The following is a 24,327-nucleotide window of genomic DNA, read 5'->3' as shown; positions in this document are numbered from 1 at the left end:
CGGCGGGCGCTCGTGGCGGGCGAGCCGATGGCCGCGGATCCCGATCGCGGACCCGCGGCCATCGTTCGTCTCGCCGGATGGCGGCCGGGACTCAGCCCTGGCCGACCCCGCCGCGACGGCTGACGGCGAAGGCGGCGATGCCACCGGAGAGCATCAGCCCGATGCCGACGATCAGCAGCTGGTTGGACCCAGCGCCGGTGTCGGGCAACCGCTCGTCGTCGTCCTTGTCGCTGCCACGGTTCTCGTGACCGTTGTCGTCGTCGCCGTTGTCCTCGGTCGCCGGCTGCGGGATGACACCCGCCGTCTCGACGCCGTCGACCTCGGTGCCATCGACCTCGGTGCCGTCGGTTTCGGTGCCGTCCACCTCAGTGCCGTCCACCTCGGTGCCGTCCACCTCAGTGCCGTCCACCTCGGTGCCGTCCACCTCAGTGCCGTCCACCTCGGTGCCGTCCACCTCAGTGCCGTCCACCTCGGTGCCGTCCACCTCGGTGCCGTCCACCTCGGTGCCGTCCACCTCGGTGCCGTCCACCTCAGTGCCGTCCACCTCAGTGCCGTCCACCTCAGTGCCGTCCACCTCAGTGCCGTCCACCTCAGTGCCGTCCACCTCAGTGCCGTCCACCTCAGTGCCGTCCACCTCAGTGCCGTCCACCTCAGTGCCGTCCACCTCAGTGCCGTCCACCTCGGTCCCGTCCACCTCAGTGCCGTCCACCTCAGTGCCGTCCACCTCAGTGCCGTCCACCTCAGTGCCGTCCACCTCAGTGCCGTCCACCTCAGTGCCGTCCACCTCAGTGCCGTCCACCTCAGTGCCGTCCACCTCGGTCCCGTCCACCTCGGTCCCGTCCACCTCAGTGCCGTCCACCTCAGTGCCGTCCACCTCGGTCCCGTCCACCTCGGTCCCGTCCACCTCGGTCCCGTCCACCTCGGTCCCGTCCACCTCAGTGCCGTCCACCTCGACCTCGGTGCCATCGACCTCGGTCTCGCCACCGTCATCAGCGGTGGTGTTGGGACCCACGGTCGACTCGGCGAGGGTGAGCACCGCAGCCGGGGCGTCGGGGAGCGCCGTCACCTCGAGGGCGGCCACGCTGTACGGACCATCCGTCGCCCGCGCCTGAGCCGGCACGTCGACCGCCTCGGGCTGGACGTTCAGCTTGATCGACAGGGTCGACGCGAGCAGATCGCCGACCGGGGTGAGCGACTCCGCCAGGGAACTGACCAGGCCGGCGACGGTCTCGCCGAGCGTGGTCAGCGGGCCGCCCTCGGCGAACACGACGTCCTCGATGACGCCGCCGACGGTGCCGATCAGCGTGTCGAGCACGGGCGCGATCAGCGCCGAGATGAGCCCGACGACGACGCCGGTGCTGTTGTTGACGAACGCCGCCTCACCGGTGAGGACGTCGCCCAGGGTGCCGGTGAGCTGCAGGTCCAGCGTGCCGGGCAGCAGCCCGCCGACCTCGGCGTAGATCTTCACGTCCAGCGTCGCCGCGTTCAGCGCGTTCTCGACCGTGTCGACGATGTCCGTGACCAGCGTGTCCAGCAGGGTGCCGATGGTCTCCGCCAGCTGCGAGATCACCTCGGCGCTGAGCAGCTCGGTGTTCGGCGCCTGGTCGTTCAGCCCACCGGCCAGGGTGTCGAGGTCGACGACCAGCGTGCCCTCGGCCAGGTTCAGCTCGACACCGGTGCCCTCGCCCAGCGGCGTGGCCAGCAGCTCCTCGACGGCGCCGGCGAGGTCGGTCTCCAGCGACACCGTGATGTCGGGGTTCTCGACGCCCGCGACGGCCAGCAGGCTGAGCAGCCCCTCGACGGTCGAGAGGGTCTGGGCGATGGTGCCCTCGGGCCCGGCCAGCCCGTTGACGACCTCGTCGACGGTAGCGACGGCGTCCTGGACCTGCGGCAGGAGATCGGCGAGCAGGGGAATGGTCAGCCGCAGCTGACCGCCGGCGATCTCGTAGTCGTTGGTGAACTCGAACGCACCGTCCACAGGCGCCAGGTGCGCCTCCGACGAGATGGCGCCGAGCTCGAGTTCGAGGTCGGCGACGAGGTCGGTGAGGGCCTCGCCGAGCACGTCGGTGAGGTCGAACGTCGCGTTGCCGGGGAACCCGGCCTCGGTGCCGGTGCCGATGCCGCCGTTGTCGGCGACCGCACCCGTCGCGGCGTGCGAGGCGCCGCCGTCCTCCGCCGACGCCCACTGGTTGACGGCGCCCAGCTGCAGGATGTCGCTCAGTGGCAGCTGCACCCCGCCGGGGACCGACACGTTGAGGGTGTCGAGGACGGTGAGATCGAGCGGGTTCGCCTCGGTGACCGGGTCGGGCGTGCCGAGGTTCTCGACCTCGACGCCGGCCAGTTCGGCGACGGCGTCGAGGTCCGTCCCGAGGATCTCGCCGCTGAGGAATCGTGCGGCCGAGCGGGACTCGTCACCCTCGGCCGCCGATGCGGGAACCAACCACGCACCGGCGGCGACGACCGGGGCCATTCCGGCTGCCAGGAGCGAAGCCGCTACCCGACGCCGACGATGTCTTTCCCAGGAAGACATTCCTGCTCTCCTTGTGCTCGGGGACAAAGCCTTCGCGCCGTCCGCGTCGAACGCGCGGAACAAAGGGCGCGACCTAGGTCGAGGACCGGCCTGCTGACGGTGCGATATTACTGTCCCGACAAGGCGCTTGACCTTCAGAATTGCTGAATTACTCGTCCACGAGCGCGAAATGCGAGCGAACTCTCCGTAGCGGAGAAAATGGGACGGATCGCGACCGACAGACCGGCGTCAATTCCGCCGATCCGGACAATCTTCCTGGCCTTTTTCTGCGGAAACCGCCGGATTCCCGCGGTGCTTGAGAATTCGCGCGGGAACTCCCCCGGCGACGGCCAGATCGGGGATGGTCCCGCGGACGACGGCGTGCGCGGCGAGCACGCAGCCGCGGCCGACGACGGCGCCGCGCAGCACCGTCACCTTGACGCCGAGCCAGCAGTCGGGCCCGATCCGCACCGGCGACTTGACGATCCCCTGGTCCTTGATCGGCAGGCCGAGATCGTCGAAGCGGTGGTCGAAGTCGGTGACGTACACCCAGTCGGCCACCAGCGTCCGGGCGCCGATCTCGACGTCCAGGTAACACGTGACCGTCGACGACGACCCGATGACGGCCTTGTCGCCGACCCGCAGCGTCCCCTCGTGCGCCGTCAGCGTGGTGCCGTCGCCGATGTGCACCCAGCGCCCCAGCACGACCCGCCCGTACCCGCGCCGCCCGGCCACCCGCGTCCCGCGGCCGAGGAACACCATGCCCTCGGTGACGACCTCGGGGTGCCGCAGCCGCAGCCGCAGCAGCCGCGCGTACCGGACCAGGTACCACCACGTCCACGCCCGGTGCCGCAGCACCCACCGCAGCGACGACGGCGTCAGGTAGCGCGCCTGCCGGGGGTCGCGGGGACGGCGGAACGACACCGCCACACGGTATGCCATGGCGGCCTGATCAGCCCGTTACGGGGCGGAGACGGCCGCGAAACACCCGCGGCGGAGGCTGGCGGCATGAAGGACTCGGCCCACCTGTTCTCCGGCTCCGGCATCACGGCCCGGCTTCGCGACGGCCGCTCGGTCACCGTCCGGGCCGCCACGGCGCGCGACGCCGGCGACGTCAGCGCGATGCACGTGCGGTGCTCCACCGAGACCGTCCGGCACCGCTACCACTCCGTCCCGCCGATGACGGGGCGGTTCCTCGCCCAGCTCCTCGGCACCGAGATCGCGCTGGTCGCCGTGGCGCCGAACCAGGCGGTGGTGGCGCTGGCCAACCTCGGCCGCGACGACGGCGACGCCGGCGAGCTGGCGGTCGTCGTGGAGGACCGCTGGCAGCGGGCCGGCCTCGGCTCGGCGCTGCTGGACCACCTGGTCGGCATGGCCCGGCTGGTCGGCTACCGCGAGGTCTACACCGTCGGGCTGCCCGGCAACGGCTGGTACCGCACGACGCTGGCCCGGCACGGGCGCACCCGGCTGGAGCGGTCGGACGGCCATGACACGATGCGGCTGTGGCTGCGCTCGCCGCCCGTCCGGCTCCCGCAGCGACTCGGCGCGACGGCGGCCTGACCCCGCTACGAGGGCCGGACCGCCGTCACCGACACGTTGTAGAACAGCTCGCCCGGCACCACCTTGGCCAGCACGCGGTCGGCCGCCGACAGCCGCAGCCAGCTCTTGTACGCGAACATCGCCCAGCCCCAGCCGAGCCGGTCGGGGTTGACGGCGTGCTCGAACGTGCGCACCGGCCAGCCGAACCAGGCCGCCGTCAGCTCCTCGGTGACGGACCGGACGTGGGTGAAGCCGGCCCGGGTGACCAGCGCCGTCAGCGCGCCGGGGTCGAACGTGTGCAGGTCGACGACGGACTCCAGCGCGGCGGCGCGGGACGACTCGTCCAGCTCCTCCTGCGGCCGGGCCCAGGACCCGCGCAGCCCGGGCAGCCGGGTGGCCCGCGTCGCCGTCCACCAGGTGGCCCGCGACAGCGCCCGCGCGATCTTGTCGCCGTACTTCGTCGGCTCGCCGCAGATGACGACCCGCCCGCCCGGCCGCAGCACCCGCAGCATCTCGCGGAACGCCTGCTCGACATCGGGCAGGTGGTGGATGACGGCGTGCCCGACGACGACGTCGAAGGTCTCGTCGTCGAACGGCAGCCGCTCGGCGTCGGCCACCTCGCCGGCGATCTCGAAGCCGAGCCCGCGGGCGTTGCGCCGGGCCGCCTCGACCATGCCCGGCGAGATGTCGGTGACGGTGACGTCGTCGAGCACGCCGGCCTGGCGCAGGTTCAGCGAGAAGAACCCGGTGCCGGCGCCGATCTCCAGCGCCCGCTCGTACGGCCAGCCGCCGGTGCCCGCGGCGGCGGCGAACCGGTCGCGGGCGTAGGAGACGCAGCGCTCGTCGAACGAGATCGACCACTTGTCGTCGTAGGTCTGTGCCTCCCAGTCGTGGTAGAGCACCTGGGCCAGCTTGGTGTCGTTCCAGGCCCGTTCGACGTCCTCGGCGGACGCGGGCGGGCGGGGCGTCGTGGCGTCGCTCATCAGCGGCCCTCGAAGGCGGCCTTGCCGGGACCGTTCTCGATGAACGAGCGCATGCCGATGCCGCGGTCCTCGGTGGCGAACATCCCGGCGAACAGGTGCCGCTCGATCTCCAGCCCGGTGTCGAGGTCGGTGGACAGCCCGCGGTCGATGGCCTCCTTGGCCGCCCGCAGCGCGTACGCCGGACCCGTCGCGAACCGCGCCGCCCACTCGACGGCGGCCGCGTACACGTCGCCGTCGACGACGCGGTCGACCAGCCCGATGGCCAGTGCTTCGTCGGCGCCGACCATGCGCCCGGTGTAGATGAGGTCCTTCGCCTTCGACGGCCCGACCAGCCGGGCCAGCCGCTGGGTGCCGCCGGCGCCGGGGATCAGCCCGAGCAGGATCTCGGGCTGCCCCAGCTTCGCGTCGGCCGTGGCGAAGCGCAGGTCGCAGGCGAGCGTCAGCTCGCAGCCGCCGCCCAGGGCGTACCCGGTGACGGCGGCGACGGTCGGCTTCGGGATGCGGGCGATGGCGGTGAACGCGGCCTGCAGCGCGACCGACCGGTCGACCATGTCGGTGTAGGACCAGCCGGCCATCTCCTTGATGTCCGCGCCGGCCGCGAACACCTTCTCACCGCCGTAGACGACGACGGCGCGCACGTCACGGCGCGACGTCGCCTCGGCGGCGGCCGCCAGCAGGCCGTCCTGCATGGCGGCGTCCAAGGCGTTCATCGGCGGACGGTCCAGCCGGATCGTTCCGACGCCGTCAGCGACCTCCAGCCGCACCACGTTTTCGCTCATCCCGGCACCGTACCCGGCCCCACACCGGGACCATGAGAAAGAATGCCCCGCGTGGATGTCGCGATGGAGCCTTGGCCCGGTCACTGGACCCCGCTCGGAGCCACCTACGACGTGGCCGCCACGAACTTCGCCCTCTGGGCCCCCGACGCCGAGCTGGTCGAGGTCTGCCTGTTCGGCGACGACGACGCCGAGACGCGGCTGGTGCTGCCCAACCGGACGTTCGACATCTGGCACGGCGCGGTCCCCGGGGTGCGGCCCGGCCAGCGGTACGGGTTCCGGGTGCACGGCCCGTGGGATCCGGCCACCGGCCGCCGGTTCAACCCGGCGAAGCTGCTCACCGACCCGTACGCCCGCGCCGTCGACGGCGCGCTGACCGCGCACCCGGCGGTCTACGGCCACGTCCGCCCGTCCATGGACGAGGGCGGCGACCACCGGGTCCGCGACGACCGCGACTCCGCCCCGTACGTCCCGAAGTCCGTCGTCGTCGACCACCACCCGTTCGACTGGCGCGGCGACGCCCCGCCGCGGGTGCCGTGGTCCGAGACCGTCCTCTACGAGACGCACGTGCGCGGCTTCACCATGCGCCACCCCGGCGTCCCCGAGGAACTGCGCGGCACCTACGCCGGCCTGGCCCATCCCGCGGCGCTCGAGTACCTCACCGGCCTCGGCATCACGACGGTCGAGCTGCTGCCCGTCCACCAGTACGTCAGCGAGCCCGACTTCCTGCACCGCGGCTCGCTGAACTACTGGGGCTACAACACGCTGGCGTTCTTCGCGCCGCACAACGCGTACTCGTCGGCGGGCACCCGGGGCGAGCAGGTCGACGAGTTCAAGGCGATGGTCCGCGCGCTGCACGACGCCGGGCTCGAGGTGATCCTCGACGTCGTCTACAACCACACGGCCGAGCAGGGCGACGGCGGCCCGACGCTGGCCTACCGCGGCATCGCGAACGAGGCGTACTACCACGTCGACCCCGCCGACCGGTCCCGCTACCTCGACTACACCGGCACCGGCAACACCTTCCGCGTCGCCCACCCGCAGGTGCTCGGGCTGGTCATGGACTCGCTGCGGTACTGGGTCGGCGAGATGCACGTCGACGGCTTCCGCTTCGACCTCGCGTCGGCGCTGGCCCGGTCGATGCACGACGTCGACATGCTCGGCTCGTTCATGACGGTCATCGGGCAGGACCCGGTGCTGCGCGAGGTGAAGCTGATCGCCGAGCCGTGGGACGTCGGGCCCGGCGGCTACCAGGTCGGCGAGTTCCCGCACCTGTGGACCGAGTGGAACGACCGCTACCGCGACTCCGTCCGCGACCACTGGCGCGGCGCCGCGGCCGGCGTCCGCGACCTCGCGTTCCGCCTCTCCGGCTCGTCCGACCTGTACGCCGACGACCGCCGCCGCCCGTATGCGTCGATCAACTACGTCACCGCGCACGACGGCTTCACCATGCGCGACCTCGTCTCCTACGACCGCAAGCACAACGAGGCCAACGGCGAGGAGAACCGGGACGGCACGGACAACAACCGGTCCTGGAACCACGGCGTCGAGGGCGACTCCGACGACGCGGCCCTACGCGAGCTGCGGCTGCGTCAGGTGAAGAACATGCTGACGACGATGCTGCTGTCGACCGGCGTGCCCATGCTGCTCTCCGGCGACGAGGCCGGGCGCACGCAACGCGGCAACAACAACGCGTACTGCCAGGACAACGAGATCAGCTGGATCGACTGGTCGCTGGCCGCCGAGCACCCCGACCTGCTCGAGCACGTCCGCCGGCTGCTGCGGTTCCGCCGCGCCCACCCGGTCGTGCGGCAGCGCCGGTTCTTCGAGGGCGTCCCGGTGGTCGAGGGCGGCCGCAAGGACATCGCGTGGTTCGCGCCGTCGGGTGCGGAGATGACCGAGGCCGAGTGGCACGACGGGTCGCTGCGCACGCTCGGCATGTACCTGAACGGCGAGGGCATCCGGTCGCGCGGCGTGCGCGGCGAGCCGATCCTGGACGAGTCGTTCCTGCTCTACGTCCACGCCGGCGCCGACGCCCTCGACGTGCGGCTGCCCGGCCGGTTCTGGGCGGCGTCGTACGAGGTCGTGCTCGACACCGCGTCCGGCTCGGCCGAGGGACGGCGGCACCGCGCGGCCGGCCGGGTGCGGCTGACCGGCCGGTCCTGTCTGCTGCTGCGCGTGATCGACTGAATCCCCGCGGGCGGCTCGGCCGTACCACTGGTATGAACACTTCGCTGCACACCGGGCCCCGGCGGCTCCGCCTGATCGGCGTGGCGGCCGCGGCCCTGCTCGCACTGAGCGCCTGCGGCTCGTCCTCGGACTCCGGGTCCACGACGTCCGAGACGCAGACGACGGACGGGATCGTCGGCACCCGGGAGATCTCCGACTTCGGCACCGTCCTCACCGACGCCGACGGCAACACGCTCTACACGACCGACGCCGAGGCCGACGGCACCATCCACTGCGTCGACGGCTGCGAGGACTTCTGGCCGCCGGTCGCCGCCACCTCGTCCGACGTCCCGTCCGACGTCTCCGGGGTCACCGGCACCTTCGGCGTGGTCGCCCGTCCGGACGGCAGTGACCAGCTCACCATCGACGGCAAGCCGCTGTACACGTTCTCCGAGGACTCCGGCCCCGGCTCCTTCACCGGCGACGGCTTCGAGGACGACTTCCAGGGCACCCACTTCGTGTGGCACGCCGTCACCGCCGACGGCTCCGCCCCGTCCAGCGAGGACACCGGCGGCGGCTACACCTACTGACCCGATGGCTGGCGGTTTGCTGGCCCTCTGGCACCAGCAAACCGCCATCCATGGTTGTCCACAGGTGACGAACTCGCTCTTCCGCCGCGCTCCCGGCTCACGCAAGATCGCGGGGTGTCCCGTGACCGCGCGCGCTCGCTCGCACTCGCCCAGGACGGGCTGATCACCCGCAGGCAGGCTCTGGCCGCCGGCATGAGCCCGGACGCGGTCCGCCATGCCCTGCGACCCGGCGGTCCGTGGACGCGGGTCCTCCCCGGGATCTACGCCGCCTTCAACGGACCGCTCGGTTCGTCGCACCGGCGCCGGGCGGCCGTCCTGCACGGCGGGCCCGGCGCCGCGATCAGCGGTGCGTGGGCGTGTGAGCTGAACGGCCTGCGCTACGGGCCACCCGCGGGCGACGCCGTGGACGTGCTCGTCCCAGCCCCGTCAGGCCGCCGTGACCTGGGCTTCGTCCGGATCTGCCGCACGACCCGGATGCCGCGAGCGCGCTGGTGGATCGACGAGGACGTGGTCGACGTGCCGCTCGATGTGTTGCTGGACCGGCTCGACGAGACGCCGGCGCCGGGCGCCGTCCCGATCGTGCCCGCTGCTCGCGCCGTGGTCGAGACCGTCGTCCGCTCCGCCCTTCTACCGGCGGGCTGGCAGCCGGTGTGCCGCTCGCCCGACGGGTGCCCGGGCTGCTGGGACGAGCCGGACCTGCACCGCACCCTCGCCCTGCGCAACGTGCGCGCGCTCATGTGCGAGGTGGTGCAGCGCCGCCGGGCCGCGCTCACCGCCCTGCGGGCCGAGGTGGCCGCCGCCCCGCGTCGCGGCGGCGCGCTTGCCCGGTTCGCGATGAAGGACATCGAGGCCGGTTGCCGGTCCGCACCCGAATGCGAGCTGCGCGACCTCGTCGGCGCCAGCCGGGTGCTGCCCGAGCCGCGCTGGAATCAGGTACTCCCCGGCCACCGCGGCATCCACCCCGATGCCTGCTGGCAACGGGCCCGCCTCGTCGTCGAGGTCGACTCGCGCAGCTTCCACGGCTTCGGAGACGCGCCGGCGCGCACCGAAGAGCGCCGGGCCCGCTACGCCGCGCTCAGCTGGCGGGTGCTGCCGGTCTCCCCCGCACGGCTTCGGAGCGAGCCGGCCGCCGTCCTGCGGGAGATCGAGGCGGCCTATCTGGCCGGCAACCGGTGATGGCTGGCGGTTTGCTGGCGCTCTGGCACCAGCAAACCGCCCACCATCACTGCGGGAGCGCGGCCAGCCCGAGCTCGGCGCCGTCCTCCAGCAGGGCGTGACGTGGGACGATGCGGACGGTGTAGCCGAAGGCGCCGGTGCGGTCGAGCTGCACCTCGCCGTCGAAGCGGTAGGCGCCGTCGTCCTGGCGTTCGCTCAGCGTCATGGGGGTGACGGCGGGTTCGCGCAGCGTGTCGGCGTCGTCGACGGGGCCGTGGACGACCTGGACGTCGACGTCGTCGGGGGTGAGCGGGCCGAGGGTGACGAACGCGTGCAGCCGCAGCGTCTGGCCGCGCTCGAAGGTGTCGGCGGTGGTGGTCTCGACGTGCTCGACGCGGACCTGCGGCCAGGCGGCGCGGACCTGCTCCTTCCAGTCCGCCAGCGAGACCGCGCCGTCGAAGTCGGCGTTCAGCGTGCGCCCGGCCTGCGCCGCCGGCCGGTAGAGCCGCTCGACGTAGTCGCGGACCATGCGGGTGGCCTGCACCTTCGGGCCGAGCGTGGTGAGGGTGTGGCGCAGCTGGTCGACCCAGCGGCGCGGGACGTCCTCGCCGTCGACGTCGTAGAAGCGGGGCGCGATCTCGTTCTCCAGCAGCTCGTAGAGCGCCGTCGCCTCCAGCTCGTCGCGGTAGGACGGGTCCTCGACGCCCTCGGCGGACGGGATGTCCCAGCCGTTGAGGCCGTCGGACCACTCGTCCCACCAGCCGTCGCGGATGGACAGGTTCAGCCCGGCGTTGAGCGCCGCCTTCATGCCGGACGTGCCGCACGCTTCGTACGGGCGTAGCGGGTTGTTCAGCCACACGTCGCAGCCCGGGTAGAGGTCCTGCGCCATGCCGATGCCGTAGTCGGGCAGGAACACGATGCGGTGCCGGATCTCGGGGTCGTCGGCGAAGCGGACCATCTCCTGGATCATCCGCTTGCCGCCGTCGTCGGCCGGGTGCGCCTTGCCGGCGATGACGAACTGGACCGGACGCTCCGGGTGCAGCAGCAGCGCCTTGAGCCGGCCGGGGTCGCGCAGCATCAGCGTGAGCCGCTTGTACGACGGCACCCGGCGGGCGAAGCCGATGGTGAGGACGCCGGGGTCGAGGACGTCGTCGATCCAGCCCAGCTCGGCCTCCGACGCACCGCGCCCGCGCCACGCGTCGCGCAGCCGCGTGCGCGCCGCGTCGACCAGCCGGGCCCGCAGCGCCCGCTTCGTCGTCCACAGGTCGGCGTCGGAGACGGTGGCCGTGGCGGCCGTCCAGCCGCCGCCGGCGACGGCCTTCTCCTCCAGCCGCAGGATCTCCGGCGCCACCCACGTGGGCGCGTGCACGCCGTTGGTGATCGAGCCGATCGGCACCTCGCGCTCGTCGAACGACGGCCACAGCCCGGCGAACATGCCGCGGCTGACCTCGCCGTGCAGGGTGCTGACGCCGTTGGCGCGGGCCGCGAGCCGCAGCCCCATGACGGCCATGTTGAAGACGGACGGGTCGCCGCCCTCGTAGTCCTCGGCGCCCAGCGCCAGGATGTGCTCGACGGACAGGCTCGGGCTGGCGTTGTCGCCGCCGAAGTGCTCGCGGACGAGGTCCATCGGGAACCGGTCGATGCCGGCGGGCACCGGCGTGTGTGTGGTGAACACGGTGCCGGCCCGGGTGAACTCGACCGCCGCCTCGTACGTCAGCCCGCGCTCCTCGACCAGCTCGCGGATGCGCTCGAGCCCGAGGAAGCCGGCGTGCCCCTCGTTGGTGTGGAACACCTCCGGCGCCGGCGCGCCGGTGATGCGGCAGTACGCCCTCACCGCCCGCACGCCGCCGACGCCGAGCAGCATCTCTTGCAGCAGCCGGTGCTCGCGGCTGCCGCCGTACAGCCGGTCGGTGACGTCGCGCTCGACCGGCCCGTTGTCGTCGATGTAGGAGTCGAGCAGCAGCAGCGGCACCCGGCCGACCTGCGCCACCCACACGGCGGCGGTCAGCACCCGCCCACCCGGCATGCCGACGGTGACCTGCGCCGGCGTGCCGTCGGCCTCGCGCAGCCGCGCCAGCGGCAGGTTGTCGGGGTCGACGACGGGGTAGCGCTCCTGCTGCCAGCCCTCACGCGACAGCGACTGCACGAAGTACCCGTGCCGGTACAGCAGCCCGACGCCGATGATCGGCACGCCGAGGTCGCTGGCCGCCTTCAGGTGGTCGCCGGCCAGGATGCCCAGGCCGCCGGAGTACTGCGGCAGCACGTGGGTGATGCCGAACTCCGGCGAGAAGTACGCGACGCCGCGCGGGGCGCCGCCGTCGTGGTCCTGGTACCAGCGCGCCTCGGTCAGGTACTGCTGGAGGTCGTCGTGGGCGGCCCGGACCAGCCCCAGGAACGCGGGATCGGCGGCCAGCTCGGCCAGCCGCTCCGGGCGCACCTCGCCGAGCAGCCGCACGGGGTCGTGGCCGACCTCGGCCCACAGGTCGGGCTCGACGGCGGCGAACAGCTCCTGCGTCGGCTGGTGCCACGACCACCGCAGGTTGGTGACGAGTTCGCCGAGCGCGGCCAGCGGCTCGGGCAGGACGGTACGGACCATGAGTCGTCGGATCGCGCGCACGGTCCAACGCTAGTCGCTGACTGTTACGCGGGCCTTACCGGCGGACGAGCGGACGGCGACCGGGTCGCCGTCCGCTCGTGCCGTTGACGGCGTCAGTACACGGGCTGCGTCTGAGCGTTGAACTCGTCGTAGCGCGTGCCCTTGGCCGGCGCGACCCTCGGGTCCCTGAGGTTGAAGACGTCGAAGCCGCGCTGGATCTCGTTCGAGTAGATGTAGCCGTTGTAGTAGTACGTCGACCACGCGCCGCCGAGGATCAGCCGGTCGGCGTCGAGCGGGCCGCGGTCGAACCAGGCGAACTCGGTGGGGTTGTACGGGTCGGTGAAGTCGAACACCGAGATGCCGCCCTGGTACCACGCCTGGACGAAGATGTCCTTGCCCGGCACCGGGATCAGCGAGCCGTTGTGCGCCACGCAGTTCTCCGTGGCCGCCTGCTCACGCGGGATCTTGTAGTACGACGCGAACTCCAGCGAGTCGCCGTCCCACGTGTAGATGGCGTTGGCGCCGCGGTTCGGGCCGATCGTCGGGTTGCAGGTGGGGCCGCTGCCGCCGCCCAGCTCGTCGGTGAAGATGATCGACGTGCCGTCGTTGTTGAACGTCGCCGAGTGCCAGAACGCGAAGTTCGCGTCGCGCACCTGGTCGAGGATCACCGGGTCGAGCGGGTCGGTGATGTCCATGACGATGCCGTCGCCCATGCACGCGCCGGCGGCCAGGCCGAGGTGCGGGTAGGCGGTGATGTCGTGGCAGCCGCTGGTGTTGCGGCCCTGGTTGGCGGCGTCCGGGAACAGCACCGGCTCGGCCGCGACGTGCGCCGACTCGGGGTCGTCCAGCGGGACGTCGATGATCGAGATCTTGTCGTGCGGCGGCTGGCAGTCGGCCAGTCCGGCGTTCGGGCCGTACGACGAGACGTAGATGTAGACGCTGTCGTCACCCGGCACCAGCGTGTGCGTGTGCGAACCGCACTTGGTCTCGACGGACGAGACGTACCGCGGGTTGCGCGGGTCGCTGATGTCGAAGATCTTCATGCCCTCCCAGTAGTCCCGGCCGGCCGTGTCGCCGACGCTCGGCAGGTTCGTCGCGCTGCACGAGTCGTCGGTCCAGCGGGAGTCCGTGGACAGGAAGAGCAGGTCTCCGTAGACGGAGACGTCGTTCTGCGAACCCGGGCAGACCACCTGGACGACCAGCTGCGGCTTGCGCGGGTTGCGGATGTCGTAGACCGTGAAGCCCTCGTAGTTGCCGGCGAAGGCGTACTTGCCCTGGAACGCGAGGTCGGAGTTGAACGCGCCCTCGGCGCTGAACGCGCCGCTCTTCGGCAGGTTCGTCTCCAGGCTGAGGTTCGGCGAACCGGCCACGCCGCCGACCGGCAGGATGCCCGACGACGCCTGGGCGTCCGCGAGCTCCGACTCGGTGAGGCAGTTCTCCTCGAAGTTGTCGCCGGCGCCCTCGAGCGCTTCGGCGTTGGCGCACTCCTCGCTGGACGAGTCCCGCAGGAGCTCACCGTCGTCGGCGGCGGAGGTCCCGATGGCTCCGAGGGCCAGACCGCTGCTCACCAGGGCGGCGACGGAAAGCCCGGCCGCCCTCCTTCTCCAACGATGTCCGATCATGCGCACACCTCACCGGGGTAGAGAGGACTGGGCCGATCAAGGTCAGGGCCGAACAATAACGGCATTCGATCCGATTGGCCATACTTCTGTCACATACCTGCGAAACCTCGACGTGTCCGGTTTCTGACACGCTTCGGCCGGCGCCGATTCGGCCGTACGCTGGCCCGGTCCGTCCCCCGGCCACCTGGAGGAACGATGCGGCGCGCGACCCTCGGCACGACCACCGCTGCAGCGGTCGCCGCCCTGCTCACGCTGGCCGGGTGCAGCGGCGACGACGACACCGGCCGCGGCGCCGCGCCGAGCACGTCCACCGTCACGGCCGACTCCCGGGTGATCCAGCCGGGACGGCCGGGCGAGACGGCGGACGTCGTCGAGCCGGGCGAGGACCTCGAGATCGTCGAGGGCGGCCACAGCGAGACCGACGTCCGGTTCGTCGAGCAGATGATCCCGCACCACCGTCAGGCCGTCACGATGGCCGAGCTGGCCGCCGACCGCGCGCAGGACGAACGCGTGCTGCTGGTCGCCGACCGCGTCATGGCCGCACAGGGCCCGGAGATCGCCGTCCTGGAGAACTGGCTCACCGAGCGCGACCTGCCGGTCCCGGCCGAGAGCGCCGACCACGACCACGGCCTGCCCGGCATGATCACGCCGCTGCAGCTGGAGCAGCTGGGCAACACCAGCGGCGCGGAGTTCGACGAGCTGTTCCTCACCTACATGAGCCAGCACCACGCCGGCGCCATCGACATGGCCGCCGCCGAACTGAACAGCGGCTCCAACACGCTCGTGCTGGAGCTGGCCGGCGACGTGAGCGTCGAGCAGGGCATCGAGATCGACCGCATGCGCGAGATCCTGGACAGCCTCTGACCGACCCCGGACGAGGCGGTTTGCCCGCGTCGGGGTGGGTATGAAGAATGGCTCATCGGGCGGGCCGACGCCCGCACCCGACACGTCGTCCCGAGAGGTATCGTGCGTACCGCCTCTACCATCGAATGGTGCCGGCCATGAGCGAGACGCAGCAGGCCTGGGTCCTGCCCGCCCGCGGCACCGACCCCGAATGGTTCAAGCGTGCCGTCTTCTACGAGGTCCTGGTGCGGTCGTTCTACGACTCCCAGGGCGACGGCATCGGCGACCTCGAGGGGCTCACCCGCAAGCTCGACTACCTGCAGTGGCTGGGCGTCGACTGCCTGTGGCTGCCGCCGTTCTTCCCGTCGCCGCTGCGCGACGGCGGGTACGACGTCGCGGCCTACATGGACGTCGCGCCCGAGTTCGGCACGCTCGAGGACTTCTCCCAGTTCGTCGCGGCCGCGCACAGCCGGGGCATGCGGGTCATGACCGACCTCGTCATGAACCACACCAGTGACCAGCACCCGTGGTTCCAGGCCTCCCGCGAAGATCCGGACGGCCCGTACGGCGACTTCTACGTGTGGGCCGACGACGACACCGGCTACCCGGACGTCCGCATCATCTTCAACGACACCGAGACGTCCAACTGGACCTACGACCCGGTGCGCCGGCAGTACTTCTGGCACCGCTTCTTCGGCCACCAGCCCGACCTCAACTTCGAGAATCCGGCCGTGCACGAGGCCATGCTCGACGTCGTCCGGTTCTGGCTGCGCCTGGGGGTCGACGGCTTCCGGCTCGACGCCGTCACGTACCTCTACGAGAGGGAGGGCACCAACGGCGAGAGCCTGCCCGAGACGCACGCCTTCCTGAAGAAGGTGCGCAAGGTGATGGACGACGAGTTCCCCGACACCGTGCTGCTGTGCGAGGCCAACCAGTGGCCCAGCGAGATGGTCGAGTACTTCGGCGACCCCGAGGTCGGCGGCGACGAGTGCCACATGGCGTTCAACTTCCCCGTCATGCCACGCATCTTCATGGCGGTGCGGCGCGAGTCGCGCTACCCGATCAGCGAGATCATGGCGCAGACGCCGCAGATCCCGTCCGGCTGCCAGTGGGGCGTGTTCCTGCGCAACCACGACGAGCTGACGCTCGAGATGGTCACCGACGAGGAACGCGACTACATGTGGTCCGAGTACGCGAAGGACCCGCGGATGAAGGCCAACCTGGGCATCCGCCGGCGGCTCGCGCCGCTGCTCGAGAACGACATGAACCAGATGAAGCTGTTCAACGCGCTGCTGCTGTCGCTGCCCGGCTCGCCGGTGCTGTACTACGGCGACGAGATCGGCATGGGCGACAACATCTGGCTGGGCGACCGCGACGCCGTGCGCACCCCCATGCAGTGGACGCCCGATCGCAACGCCGGCTTCTCCACCGCCGACCCCGGCCGGCTGGACCTCCCGGTCGTCATGGACGCCGTCTACGGCTACCAGGTCACCAACGTCGAGGCGCAGCTGGCGAACAAGTCGTCGCTGCTGCACTGGACCCAGCGGATGATCGAGGTGCGCAAGCAGAACCCCGCGTTCGGCCTGGGCGACTTCGTCGACCTCGGCGGGTCGAACCCGACGGTGCTCACCTACGTGCGCACGTTCGGCGACGACATCGTGCTGTGCGTCAACAACCTGTCCCGGTTCCCGCAGCCGGTCGAGCTGGACCTGCGCCAGTACGAGGGCATGCAGCCGGTCGAGCTGATCGGCAGCGTGCGGTTCCCGGCCATCGGCGAGCTGCCGTACCTGCTGACCCTCGGCTCGCACGGGTTCTACTGGTTCCGGCTGGCCCGGCTGCCGGAGGAGTCGATGCCGTGACGGCCGACGCGCGGCTCTCCGAGGCGATGGCGCTGCTGCCCGACTGGCTGCCGCACCAGCACTGGTTCACCGGCGGGCGGTCCGCCCCGCTGGAGGTCCGGCCGGTGGCGGCCACGCTGCTGCACGACGGCGAGCCGCGGGTGTGGCACCTGCTGGCCGAGGTCACGCACGCCGACGGCGCCGACGTGTACCAGGTGCCGCTGTCGGTGCACACCCAGCGCGCCGACCGCCTCGACCACGTCCATCTCGGCCACACCGCCGACGGCCACGTCTACGACGCGCTGCACGACAAGGAGGCGACGGCGGCCCTGCTGGACCACTTCGCCGACGACGCGCCGCGGACGGCGGGCCTGCGCTTCCGCGTCAAGCCCGACGTCAAGGTGCCGTACGGCGAGCCGTCGCTGGTGCTGCCCGGCGAGCACCACAACACCAGCCTGGCCTACGGCAACGCGGCGCTGCTCAAGGTGTTCCGCCGGGTCGACCCCGGCCTGAACCCCGACGTCGAGCTGAACGAGGCGCTCACCGACGCCGGCAGCACGCTGGTCGCGCCGTTCCTGGGCTGGGTCGACGGCGACTGGTCGGGGCCGGGCGACGACGCGCCGCGGTCGGGCAGCCTGGCGATGCTGCGCGGCTTCCTGACCACGGCGTCCGACGGCTGGGCGCTGGCCACCGCGAGCGTGCGCGACCTCTACGCCGAGGGCGACCTCCACGCCGACGAGGTGGGCGGCGACTTCGCGGCCGAGGCGTACCGCCTGGGCATGGCGACGGCGCGGGTGCACGAGACGCTGGCCGAGGTGCTGCCCAGCGGCACCATGGCGCCGTCCGGACTGCACGAGCTGGCCGACGCCATGACCCGCCGGCTCGACGCCGCCGTCGCGACCGTGCCCGAGCTCGAGCCGTTCGCCATCGGGCTCCGCTCGCACTACGACGTGCTGCGCGAGCGCACCGTCGAGGTCGCCGTCCAGCGCGTCCACGGCAGCTACCACCTGGGCCAGGTGCTGCGCACCGTGCTGGGCTGGAAGCTGATCGACTTCGAGGGCGAGCTGATGGCGCCCGCGGCCGAGCGCCGGGCCATGCACTCCCCCGTCCGCGACATCGCGCAGATGCTCCGCTCGTTCGACTACGCAGCCCGGCACCTGCTGATCACCGACCACCCGCCGGACGACCCCGCGCACGACCAGCTGGCCTACCGTGCGCACGAGTGGACGCAGCGCAACAGCGAGGCGTTCTGCGCCGGCTACGTGTCGGCGGCGCAGCTCGACCCGCGCGACGAGCCGGAGCTGCTGGCCGCCTACGAGACCGACACCGCGGTCTACGAGGTGGTCTTCGAGGCCCGGCGGCGGCCCAGCTGGCTGCCGATCCCGCTGGCCGCGGTCGAGCGGCTGGCCGGCGGCTAGGGTGTGCCGAAGCCCTGCAGGTAGCCGACCCGGTCGCGGTACCGCGCCAGCAGCCGCGCGTTGGCCGCGTCGCCGTCGTCGGTGTTCGCCGACTGGAACACCGGTGTCTCGACGCCGCGCCGCACCAGCTGCGCCGCGGCGGTGACGCAGAGGCCGTGCAGGACGGCGGCGCCCACCGCCGACGAGGTGGGCCCGGCCCAGCAGTCCTCGGCAAGCTGGACGGCGGCGTCGCCGGGCCGGCCCGGGAGGTCGATCACGAGGTCGGCGACCTCGAACAACCGCGGGCCGCCACGGCCGGTGACCGACCGGGAGTACTCCAGGCTGGTCACGCCGACGACCTTGGCGCCCGCCGCCGCGCACGTGGTCGCGGCCTCGACGATGACCGGGTTGCGGCCCGACACCGAGATCAGGATCACGACGTCGCCGGGTTCGAGGCCGCGGCCGGCGAACAGTTCGGCGCCGAACCCGGGGCGGCGCTCCCACCGCGTGGTGTCGGTGACCGGCCGGGTGTCGAGCATGAGCTGACGCGGCAGCACGGCGTCGATCGCGGCCAGTCCACCCGCGCGATACATGAGGTCCTGCGCGAGCAGGCCGGCATGGCTGGCGCCGAACACTGTCACGACCCGGCCGCCGGCGATGGCGTCGGCCATCCACGTGGCGGCGGTCTCGACGGTCCGCCGCTGGGTTCGCGCGGTGTCGAGGGCCGCCGCCACCCGGTCGAGGTAGGCGTCGTACTCGCTCACCGGCCCTCCACCCGGTACCGCTCCTCGACCTCGGCCAGCCGGCCCGGGCCACCCGGCAGGTGCACGCTGGTGTAGACGCTGGGCTCCACCCCGCGGGCGACCAGCCGCTCGACGATCCCGGCGTTGAGCGCCCACATCAGCACCGCGCCGGTCACGCCCGAGGCGGGGTTGATCCGCTGGCCGAGCCCGGCCACCTCGAGCATGCTGTCGCCGTAGTCGGCGTGGTCGTCCAGCACGAGGTCGGCGATCTCGTGCAGCCGCTTGCCCGTGGAGTGCCCGGGCGCGAGCCTGCTGGAGTGCCGCACCGCGGTGACGGCGATGACGGTCACGCCGCGGGCCTGGGCCGCGAGGGTGAGCTCGACCACGAGGGCCGACGTTCCCGAGACCGAGCTCATCACCAGCACGTCGCCGCGTCGCAGCGTGCCGGCCGAGAGCGCCCACTGCACCAGCAGCCGGTCGGCGTCCTCACCGGCCGGGGCGGCGGCGCCGCGGTGCGGGTTGGCGTTGTCGACGGTCCCGGCGATGCGCAGCGGGGTGTAGGCCACCAGCCCGCCGGTGCGGCAGATCATCTCGTGCGACAGCAGGTGACCGGTGTCGAAGATGTGGATGACGCCCCGGGCGGCGACCGCCTCGGCACAGAGGTCGGCGGCGCGCCGCAACGCGTCCCACTCCTGCTCGCGCAGGTCCCGCAGCAGGGCGGACAAGACGTCGAAGTAGCCGGCCATCGCCGTGTCGGTGCTGGTCAACGTGCCCTCCTCGTGGCGCCGACGAAGCGCCGGGTGATGAACTCCGGGACGGTGATGGCCGAGCCGATGACCACGGCGTAGGCGCCCGCGTCGAAGCAGCGCCGGACGTCCTCGACGGTCCAGATCCGGCCCTCGACCACGCACCGCGCGCCGGCGGCCGCCAGCCGGTCGAGGACGTCGAACGCCGGCCCGGTGCGCCGGTCGCCCGGCGTGGTGTAGCCGGCCAGCGTCGTCGCGACCAGGTCGGCGCCGGCGTCGTGGGCGGCCAGTCCTTCGTCGCCGGTGGCGATGTCGGCCATCACCGGAACCCGCAGGTCGTCGTGGATGCGCTCGACGATGGTCTCCAGCCGCTCGCCGCCGGGCCGCGGGCGCGGGGTCCCGTCCAGCGCGACGATGTCGGCGCCGGCCGCGACGATCTCCTGCGCATCGCCCAGCGTCGGCGTGATGTAGACGTCCGAGCCCGGGGCGTGGCGTTTCCGGATGCCGATGATCGGCAGGTCGCTGCCGGGACGGATCGCGGCGATGTTCGCCGGCCCGTCGACCCGGAACCCGGCCGCGCCGCCTCGCTCGGCGGACTGGGCCAGCGCCGCCAGGATGCCCGGGCTGTTCAGGGGGCTCTCCGGCCCGGCCTGGCAGGAGACGACGACGCCTCCGTCGATGCTGGCCAAGGTGGCCTCCCACGGCGGGTCCGACCGGACCGGGCGGGTGCTGGCGTTGTGCTGGTACGTCATCTCTCCTCATCCATGGGACGTCGATCTCGCATCAGTGCGTCGAAACTCTCGATGGCCGCGCGGCGCAGCCGCTGGTCCGGATCGGCGCCCGCCGTACGCAGCCCGAGCAGGTACGCGCCCACGACCGGCGGCGCCTCGGGGCGGACCAGGGCGACCTGCGGCTGGGTCTCGGCCAGCCGCCGGGCGAGGCTGTCGGGCGACCGGCCCGCCGGCCTCGAGCACGCCTCCGGCGAGCACCAGCCGCGGCGGACGGGGCAGGAAGCCGGCGGCGCGCAGCAGGGCGTCGCCGCAGCGGGCCAGCTCCGCTCCGGCGCGGTCGGCGAGCCGGGACCCGACCGGGTCACCGCCGGCGGCCGCCGCGGCGACGTCGGCCGCGAGCCGGGCGATCGCCGGACGGCCCAGCCGGCCGGAGGCGATCCAGCCGGGCAGCCCGCGCAGCTGCGCCGCGTCGTCGATGCCGGCCTCCGCGAGCAGGGCGGGCACGCGGTCGATGAGCGGGCTGCGGGGTCCGCGGCCGTCCGCGGCGTGGGTGGCGGCCCGCAGCAGCCGCAGCCCGAGCCAGTAGGCGCCGCCCTCGTCGCCGAGGTCGGCGCCCCAGCCGCTCACCTCGACCCGCTGCCCGCCAGGCCCGAGGGCCATGCCCACCACGCCGGTGCCGGCCGCGAGCACGGCTCCGGCCCCGGTCGTGACGGTCGCGAGCGCCCCGACCGCGTCGCTGTCGGCGGTCACGGTGGCGGCCGGCAACCGGCGCCCGGCCTGGGCGCGCGCGACCGCCAGCCCCGACGTCAGGCTCAGGTGCGCGGCGACGACGTCGTCCGGCGCGGCGCCGGCTGACGCCGTCACGTCGGCCAGCAGCCGGTCGATGACGGCGCGCAGGTCGTCGGCCGCGCCGGGGGCGGCGTCGTGGCGCACGGGCGGGCCGGTCGCCCAGGCGAGCAGCCTGCCGTCGCGGGTGCCGAGCAGGCAGCGCGTGGACGACTGGCCACCGTCGACCGCGAGCACCAGGCCGGCGGTCATCCCTTCACCGCCCCGGCGGTGATGCCCTTGATGATGTTGCGCTGGAACAGCAGGTAGACGATCACGACCGGCACCGTCGAGATGGTCAGCGCGGCCATCATCAGCCCGTACTGGGCGAAGTAGGTGCCCTGGAAGGTCTGCAGCCCCACCTGCAACGGCATCAGGCTCTCGTCCGAGAAGACGATCAACGCCAGCACGAACTCGTTCCACGAGTTCAGCACCGTGAGGATGGCCACGGTGGCCAGGGCCGGGCGGGCCAGCGGGACCGCGATCCGCCAGAAGATCGTGATCGCACCGGCGCCGTCCATCCGGGCGGCGTCGTCGAGCTCGTCCGGCAACTGCTCGAAGAACCGGCGCATGATGAAGACCGCGACCGGCAGCGAGGCGTTGATCAGCGGCAGGATGTAGCCGAGCCGGGTGTCGGCGAGGTTCAGGCTCACCAGCACGGTGTAGAGCGGGATGAAGACACCCGGGATGGGCAGGAACAGGAACACCAGCAACGCCGTGTAGATCAGTTCCCGGCCGGGGAAGCGCAGCCGGGCGAAGGCGTAGGCCGCGCTCGCCCCGAGCACCAGCACGGCGGCCGTCGTCACGGTGGTGTAGAGCACGCTGTTGCCGAGGTAGACGCCGAAGTCCGCGCCCTGCCAGGACTGACGGTAGTTGTCGGCCGTCCACCGGCCCGGCCACAGCGAGATGCCGGCGTAGATGTCCTCGGTGGGCTGGAACGACGCCGACAGCATGTACAGCATCGGCAGCACCGAGCCGACGGCCCAGACGATCAGGCCGAGGTGGGTGACCGTCGTGCCGAGCCTGCTGGTCCTCGTCACGATCAGCTCCTTCGCCGGGACAGGACCATGGCCACGCCGGACACGACGAACAGCACCAGGCCGAAGATGATCGACTGTGCGGTCGCGTAGCCGAACTCGCCCAGCTCGAACGCGTTCCGGTAGATGTTCAGCACCGGCACCTCGGTGTCATAGCCCGGTCCCCCGTTCGTCATCGCCAGCACGAGGTTGAAGATCTGCATGGCGCCGAGCAGCGTCAGCACGCTGACCAGCCCGATCACCGGCATGATCGACGGCAGCGTCACGGCGCGGAACCGCCGCCACGCGCCGGCGCCGTCCATCGTGGCCGCCTCCAGCTGCTCGGTCGGCACGGCCTGCACCGCGGCGAGGAAGAACAGGAACGGCGTCCCGACGCCCTGCCAGACCGACGCCGCCGACACCGCCCAGAGCGCCGTCGACGAGTCCGACAGCCAGGGCCGGGCCACGGAGTCCAGGCCGACGGAGGCCAGCAGCTCGTTCAGCGGGCCGCCGTGCGGCTGGTAGAACCACTTCCAGACCAGCGCCACGACGATGGCGGAGAGGATCGGCGGCAGGTAGAAGACGACCCGGTAGATCCCCGCCGACCGGACCAGCCTCGCCACGGCGACGGCCAGCGCCAGCCCGATGCCCTGCATCACCGTCAGCGCGACGACGGCGAACAGCAGCCCGTGCCACAGCGAGATCCCCCAGATCCGGTCGGTCAGCGCCCGGGAGTAGTTGGCCAGCCCGACGTAGTCGAAGTGCGAGGACAGGCCGTCCCAGTCGGTGAGGCTGATCTGCGCGGTCCGCAGCAGCGGATAGGCGGAGAACACGACGAACAGCGCGACGACCGGGGCGACCAGCAGGTAGCCGACCAGCGCCTCACCGGACCGGCGGCGCCGCCGCGGCCGCGTCGCCTCGGCCGCGGCCGGTCGCCGCTCGACGGTGGAGGTGCTCACTGCGCCTGGCCGGTCTCGGCCGCCTTCTGCATGAGCGCGGCCACTCCCTCCGGGGTGTCCTGGCCCTGCAGGATGCGCTGGATCCCCTTGGTCATGGTGGTCTCGACCTCACCCGGCATGGGGCTCGGCAGCGTCGGCGCCACCATGTCGCCGGCCGCCGCGAACGCGGCCAGGTTCTCGTCCAGCCCGTCGTCGACCGCGTCGGTGTTGGCCGGCAGGTTCAGGCTCTCGGAGGCGTAGGTGCGCTGCCGGTCGGTGTCGGTCAGCCACTGCAGGAACTCGACCGCCTCGTCCCGGTGCGGCGACGACCCGACGGCGAAGACCATGGCGCCGACGCCGCCCGGGAGCCGCACCGGCTGGTCACCGGCCGACGGCGGGACGAAGACGCCGTAGTCGGTGAACGACGGGTTCTGCTGCTTGAACACGCCGAGTGCCCAGGACCCGTCGAACAGCATGGCCGCCTGCCCGTTGACGAACAGCGACTCCGCCGCCGGTGCGTCGTTCGTGATGGTGCCGTCGGCCAGGATCCCGGCCTGGCCGAGCTGCTCGAACAGGCCCAGCATGCGCACCCACGGTTCGGCGGTGTAGGGCATGGTCCCGCCGAAGGTGGCCTTCAGGTCCTCCTCGCCGATGACGTTCCACTGGTAGACCTGGGAGAACGAGCTCAGCGGCCACTGCCCGAACTCGGCCGTGAACGGCTCGAATCCCGCCTCCGCCAGCTGCTGGCCGGCGGCGATGAAGTCGTCCCACGTGGTCGGCGGCTCGTTGATGCCGGCCTCGGCGAACATCTCCTTGTTGTAGAGGATCTGCATGTTCGTACTGTCCAGCGGCACCAGGTACGGCCCGGGCGGGACGTCGAAGCCGTTGCCCTCCGGGAAGGAGGCGGCCGCCAGCAGGCTCGGCTCGAACCGGTCGGACCAGCCGGCCGCCATCGCTTCGGACAGGTCGGCGATCTGGCCCTCGCGGGCGTACGGCGCCGTCTCCTCGCCGACGCCGGCCCACGCCGCGGAGAGGTCCGGCAGCGTGCCGGCCTGGGCCGCGGCCTGGAACTTCTGCCCCAGCGTGTCGCCGGGGACGAGCACGAGGTCGATGCTCACCCCGGTCTCGGCCTCGTACTCGTCCGCGAACTGCTGCAGCAGCTCCTCGCGGTCGGTGAAGTAGTGCCAGAACACGAGCTCGGTGTCGTCCTCACCGGAGCCGGACGGCGACGAGCTCGGGCCGCCGCAGGCCGCGATGGTCAGGACGAGAGCAGCGGCGATCGCTCGCCGGGCAAGGCGGGAACGGTTCACG

General features: G+C 72.2%; 20 protein-coding genes. 7 read left to right on the top strand and 13 right to left on the bottom strand.

The genetic code is table 11. The features are described 5' to 3' along the window. Positions 1–91 precede the first annotated feature (91 nt). Positions 92–2,470 (bottom strand): choice-of-anchor G family protein, encoded by a 2,379-nt coding sequence (locus BLV02_RS06145; protein WP_074946167.1) that lies wholly within the window; start codon positions 2,468–2,470, stop codon positions 92–94. A 288-nt stretch (positions 2,471–2,758) separates the two neighbouring features. Further along, a complete protein-coding gene (locus BLV02_RS06140; protein WP_069113241.1) occupies positions 2,759–3,451 on the bottom strand; it encodes an acyltransferase in 693 nt (230 codons plus the stop codon). Positions 3,452–3,517: 66 nt separating this feature from the next. Here BLV02_RS06140 and BLV02_RS06135 point away from each other — a divergent pair, with 66 nt between their 5' ends. Continuing rightward, the gene (locus tag BLV02_RS06135) at positions 3,518–4,069 is read left to right on the top strand and encodes a GNAT family N-acetyltransferase (protein WP_069113240.1); all 552 of its coding nucleotides are present in this window, start codon (positions 3,518–3,520) and stop codon (positions 4,067–4,069) included. Positions 4,070–4,074: 5 nt separating this feature from the next. Here the strand turns inward: BLV02_RS06135 and BLV02_RS06130 are convergent, their stop codons facing one another. Together BLV02_RS06130 and BLV02_RS06125 are read right to left on the bottom strand one after the other, a co-directional pair. Beyond that, positions 4,075–5,031, bottom strand: a complete 957-nt coding sequence (locus tag BLV02_RS06130) for a class I SAM-dependent methyltransferase (RefSeq protein WP_069113239.1) — start codon at positions 5,029–5,031, stop codon at positions 4,075–4,077. Next, positions 5,031–5,810: an enoyl-CoA hydratase/isomerase family protein gene (locus BLV02_RS06125; RefSeq protein WP_069113238.1), complete on the bottom strand. Its 780-nt coding sequence runs from the start codon at positions 5,808–5,810 to the stop codon at positions 5,031–5,033. Before BLV02_RS06125 ends, BLV02_RS06130 begins: the two co-directional genes overlap by 1 nt. A 42-nt stretch (positions 5,811–5,852) precedes the next feature. Here BLV02_RS06125 and glgX point away from each other — a divergent pair, with 42 nt between their 5' ends. The 3 genes from glgX to BLV02_RS35465 all read left to right on the top strand — a co-directional run bounded on the left by glgX (position 5,853) and on the right by BLV02_RS35465 (position 9,742). Next, positions 5,853–7,997: a glycogen debranching protein GlgX gene (gene glgX, locus BLV02_RS06120; RefSeq protein WP_069113237.1), complete on the top strand. Its 2,145-nt coding sequence runs from the start codon at positions 5,853–5,855 to the stop codon at positions 7,995–7,997. Positions 7,998–8,029: 32 nt separating this feature from the next. Then, positions 8,030–8,566 (top strand): COG4315 family predicted lipoprotein, encoded by a 537-nt coding sequence (locus BLV02_RS06115; protein WP_069113236.1) that lies wholly within the window; start codon positions 8,030–8,032, stop codon positions 8,564–8,566. 114 nt (positions 8,567–8,680) lie between these two features. Then, positions 8,681–9,742 (top strand): type IV toxin-antitoxin system AbiEi family antitoxin domain-containing protein, encoded by a 1,062-nt coding sequence (locus BLV02_RS35465; RefSeq protein WP_069113235.1) that lies wholly within the window; start codon positions 8,681–8,683, stop codon positions 9,740–9,742. A 46-nt stretch (positions 9,743–9,788) separates the two neighbouring features. Here the strand turns inward: BLV02_RS35465 and glgP are convergent, their stop codons facing one another. Both glgP and BLV02_RS06100 read right to left on the bottom strand, forming a co-directional pair. Then, on the bottom strand, positions 9,789–12,338 hold the full coding sequence (glgP, locus tag BLV02_RS06105) for an alpha-glucan family phosphorylase (RefSeq protein ID WP_069113234.1): 2,550 nt from the start codon (positions 12,336–12,338) through the stop codon (positions 9,789–9,791). 92 nt (positions 12,339–12,430) lie between these two features. Next, positions 12,431–13,939 (bottom strand): LVIVD repeat-containing protein, encoded by a 1,509-nt coding sequence (locus tag BLV02_RS06100; RefSeq protein ID WP_069113233.1) that lies wholly within the window; start codon positions 13,937–13,939, stop codon positions 12,431–12,433. A gap of 195 nt (positions 13,940–14,134) precedes the next feature. Here BLV02_RS06100 and BLV02_RS06095 point away from each other — a divergent pair, with 195 nt between their 5' ends. From BLV02_RS06095 to BLV02_RS06085, 3 genes are all read left to right on the top strand, one after another. Further along, the gene (locus BLV02_RS06095; protein ID WP_069113232.1) at positions 14,135–14,803 is read left to right on the top strand and encodes a DUF305 domain-containing protein; all 669 of its coding nucleotides are present in this window, start codon (positions 14,135–14,137) and stop codon (positions 14,801–14,803) included. 137 nt (positions 14,804–14,940) lie between these two features. Next, positions 14,941–16,641: a maltose alpha-D-glucosyltransferase gene (gene treS, locus BLV02_RS06090; protein ID WP_216094391.1), complete on the top strand. Its 1,701-nt coding sequence runs from the start codon at positions 14,941–14,943 to the stop codon at positions 16,639–16,641. Continuing rightward, the gene (locus tag BLV02_RS06085; protein WP_216094390.1) at positions 16,638–18,038 is read left to right on the top strand and encodes a maltokinase N-terminal cap-like domain-containing protein; all 1,401 of its coding nucleotides are present in this window, start codon (positions 16,638–16,640) and stop codon (positions 18,036–18,038) included. The genes treS and BLV02_RS06085 overlap by 4 nt, the downstream gene beginning before the upstream one ends. On the opposite strand, the gene BLV02_RS06080 is transcribed toward BLV02_RS06085, so the two are convergent. From BLV02_RS06080 to BLV02_RS06050, 7 genes are read right to left on the bottom strand one after another with little or no spacing between them, the layout of a single operon-like run. Next, a complete protein-coding gene (locus BLV02_RS06080) occupies positions 18,035–18,781 on the bottom strand; it encodes a sugar isomerase domain-containing protein (RefSeq protein ID WP_069113230.1) in 747 nt (248 codons plus the stop codon). The two genes, BLV02_RS06085 and BLV02_RS06080, sit on opposite strands and share 4 nt — an antisense overlap. Then, positions 18,778–19,527, bottom strand: a complete 750-nt coding sequence (locus BLV02_RS06075) for a sugar isomerase domain-containing protein (RefSeq protein WP_069113229.1) — start codon at positions 19,525–19,527, stop codon at positions 18,778–18,780. The genes BLV02_RS06080 and BLV02_RS06075 overlap by 4 nt, the downstream gene beginning before the upstream one ends. Then, positions 19,524–20,258, bottom strand: a complete 735-nt coding sequence (locus BLV02_RS06070; protein WP_069113228.1) for an N-acetylmannosamine-6-phosphate 2-epimerase — start codon at positions 20,256–20,258, stop codon at positions 19,524–19,526. The genes BLV02_RS06075 and BLV02_RS06070 overlap by 4 nt, the downstream gene beginning before the upstream one ends. 6 nt (positions 20,259–20,264) lie before the next feature. Continuing rightward, entirely contained in the window at positions 20,265–21,275 is a 1,011-nt protein-coding gene (locus BLV02_RS06065) for an N-acetylglucosamine kinase (protein ID WP_069113227.1), read from the bottom strand. Then, entirely contained in the window at positions 21,272–22,102 is an 831-nt protein-coding gene (locus BLV02_RS06060) for a carbohydrate ABC transporter permease (protein WP_083288945.1), read from the bottom strand. Before BLV02_RS06060 ends, BLV02_RS06065 begins: the two co-directional genes overlap by 4 nt. A 2-nt stretch (positions 22,103–22,104) precedes the next feature. Continuing rightward, positions 22,105–23,037, bottom strand: coding sequence for a carbohydrate ABC transporter permease (locus tag BLV02_RS06055; RefSeq protein WP_083288944.1), 933 nt, complete (start codon positions 23,035–23,037; stop codon positions 22,105–22,107). Beyond that, positions 23,034–24,326, bottom strand: a complete 1,293-nt coding sequence (locus tag BLV02_RS06050; protein WP_069113225.1) for an extracellular solute-binding protein — start codon at positions 24,324–24,326, stop codon at positions 23,034–23,036. The genes BLV02_RS06055 and BLV02_RS06050 overlap by 4 nt, the downstream gene beginning before the upstream one ends. Position 24,327: the final 1 nt, after the last annotated feature.

This window comes from Jiangella alba (assembly GCF_900106035.1).
In the GTDB taxonomy this organism is placed as follows: domain Bacteria; phylum Actinomycetota; class Actinomycetes; order Jiangellales; family Jiangellaceae; genus Jiangella; species Jiangella alba.
The sequence above is the reverse complement of the archived record's forward strand: the minus strand, read 5'-3'. Positions and strand labels throughout refer to the sequence as shown.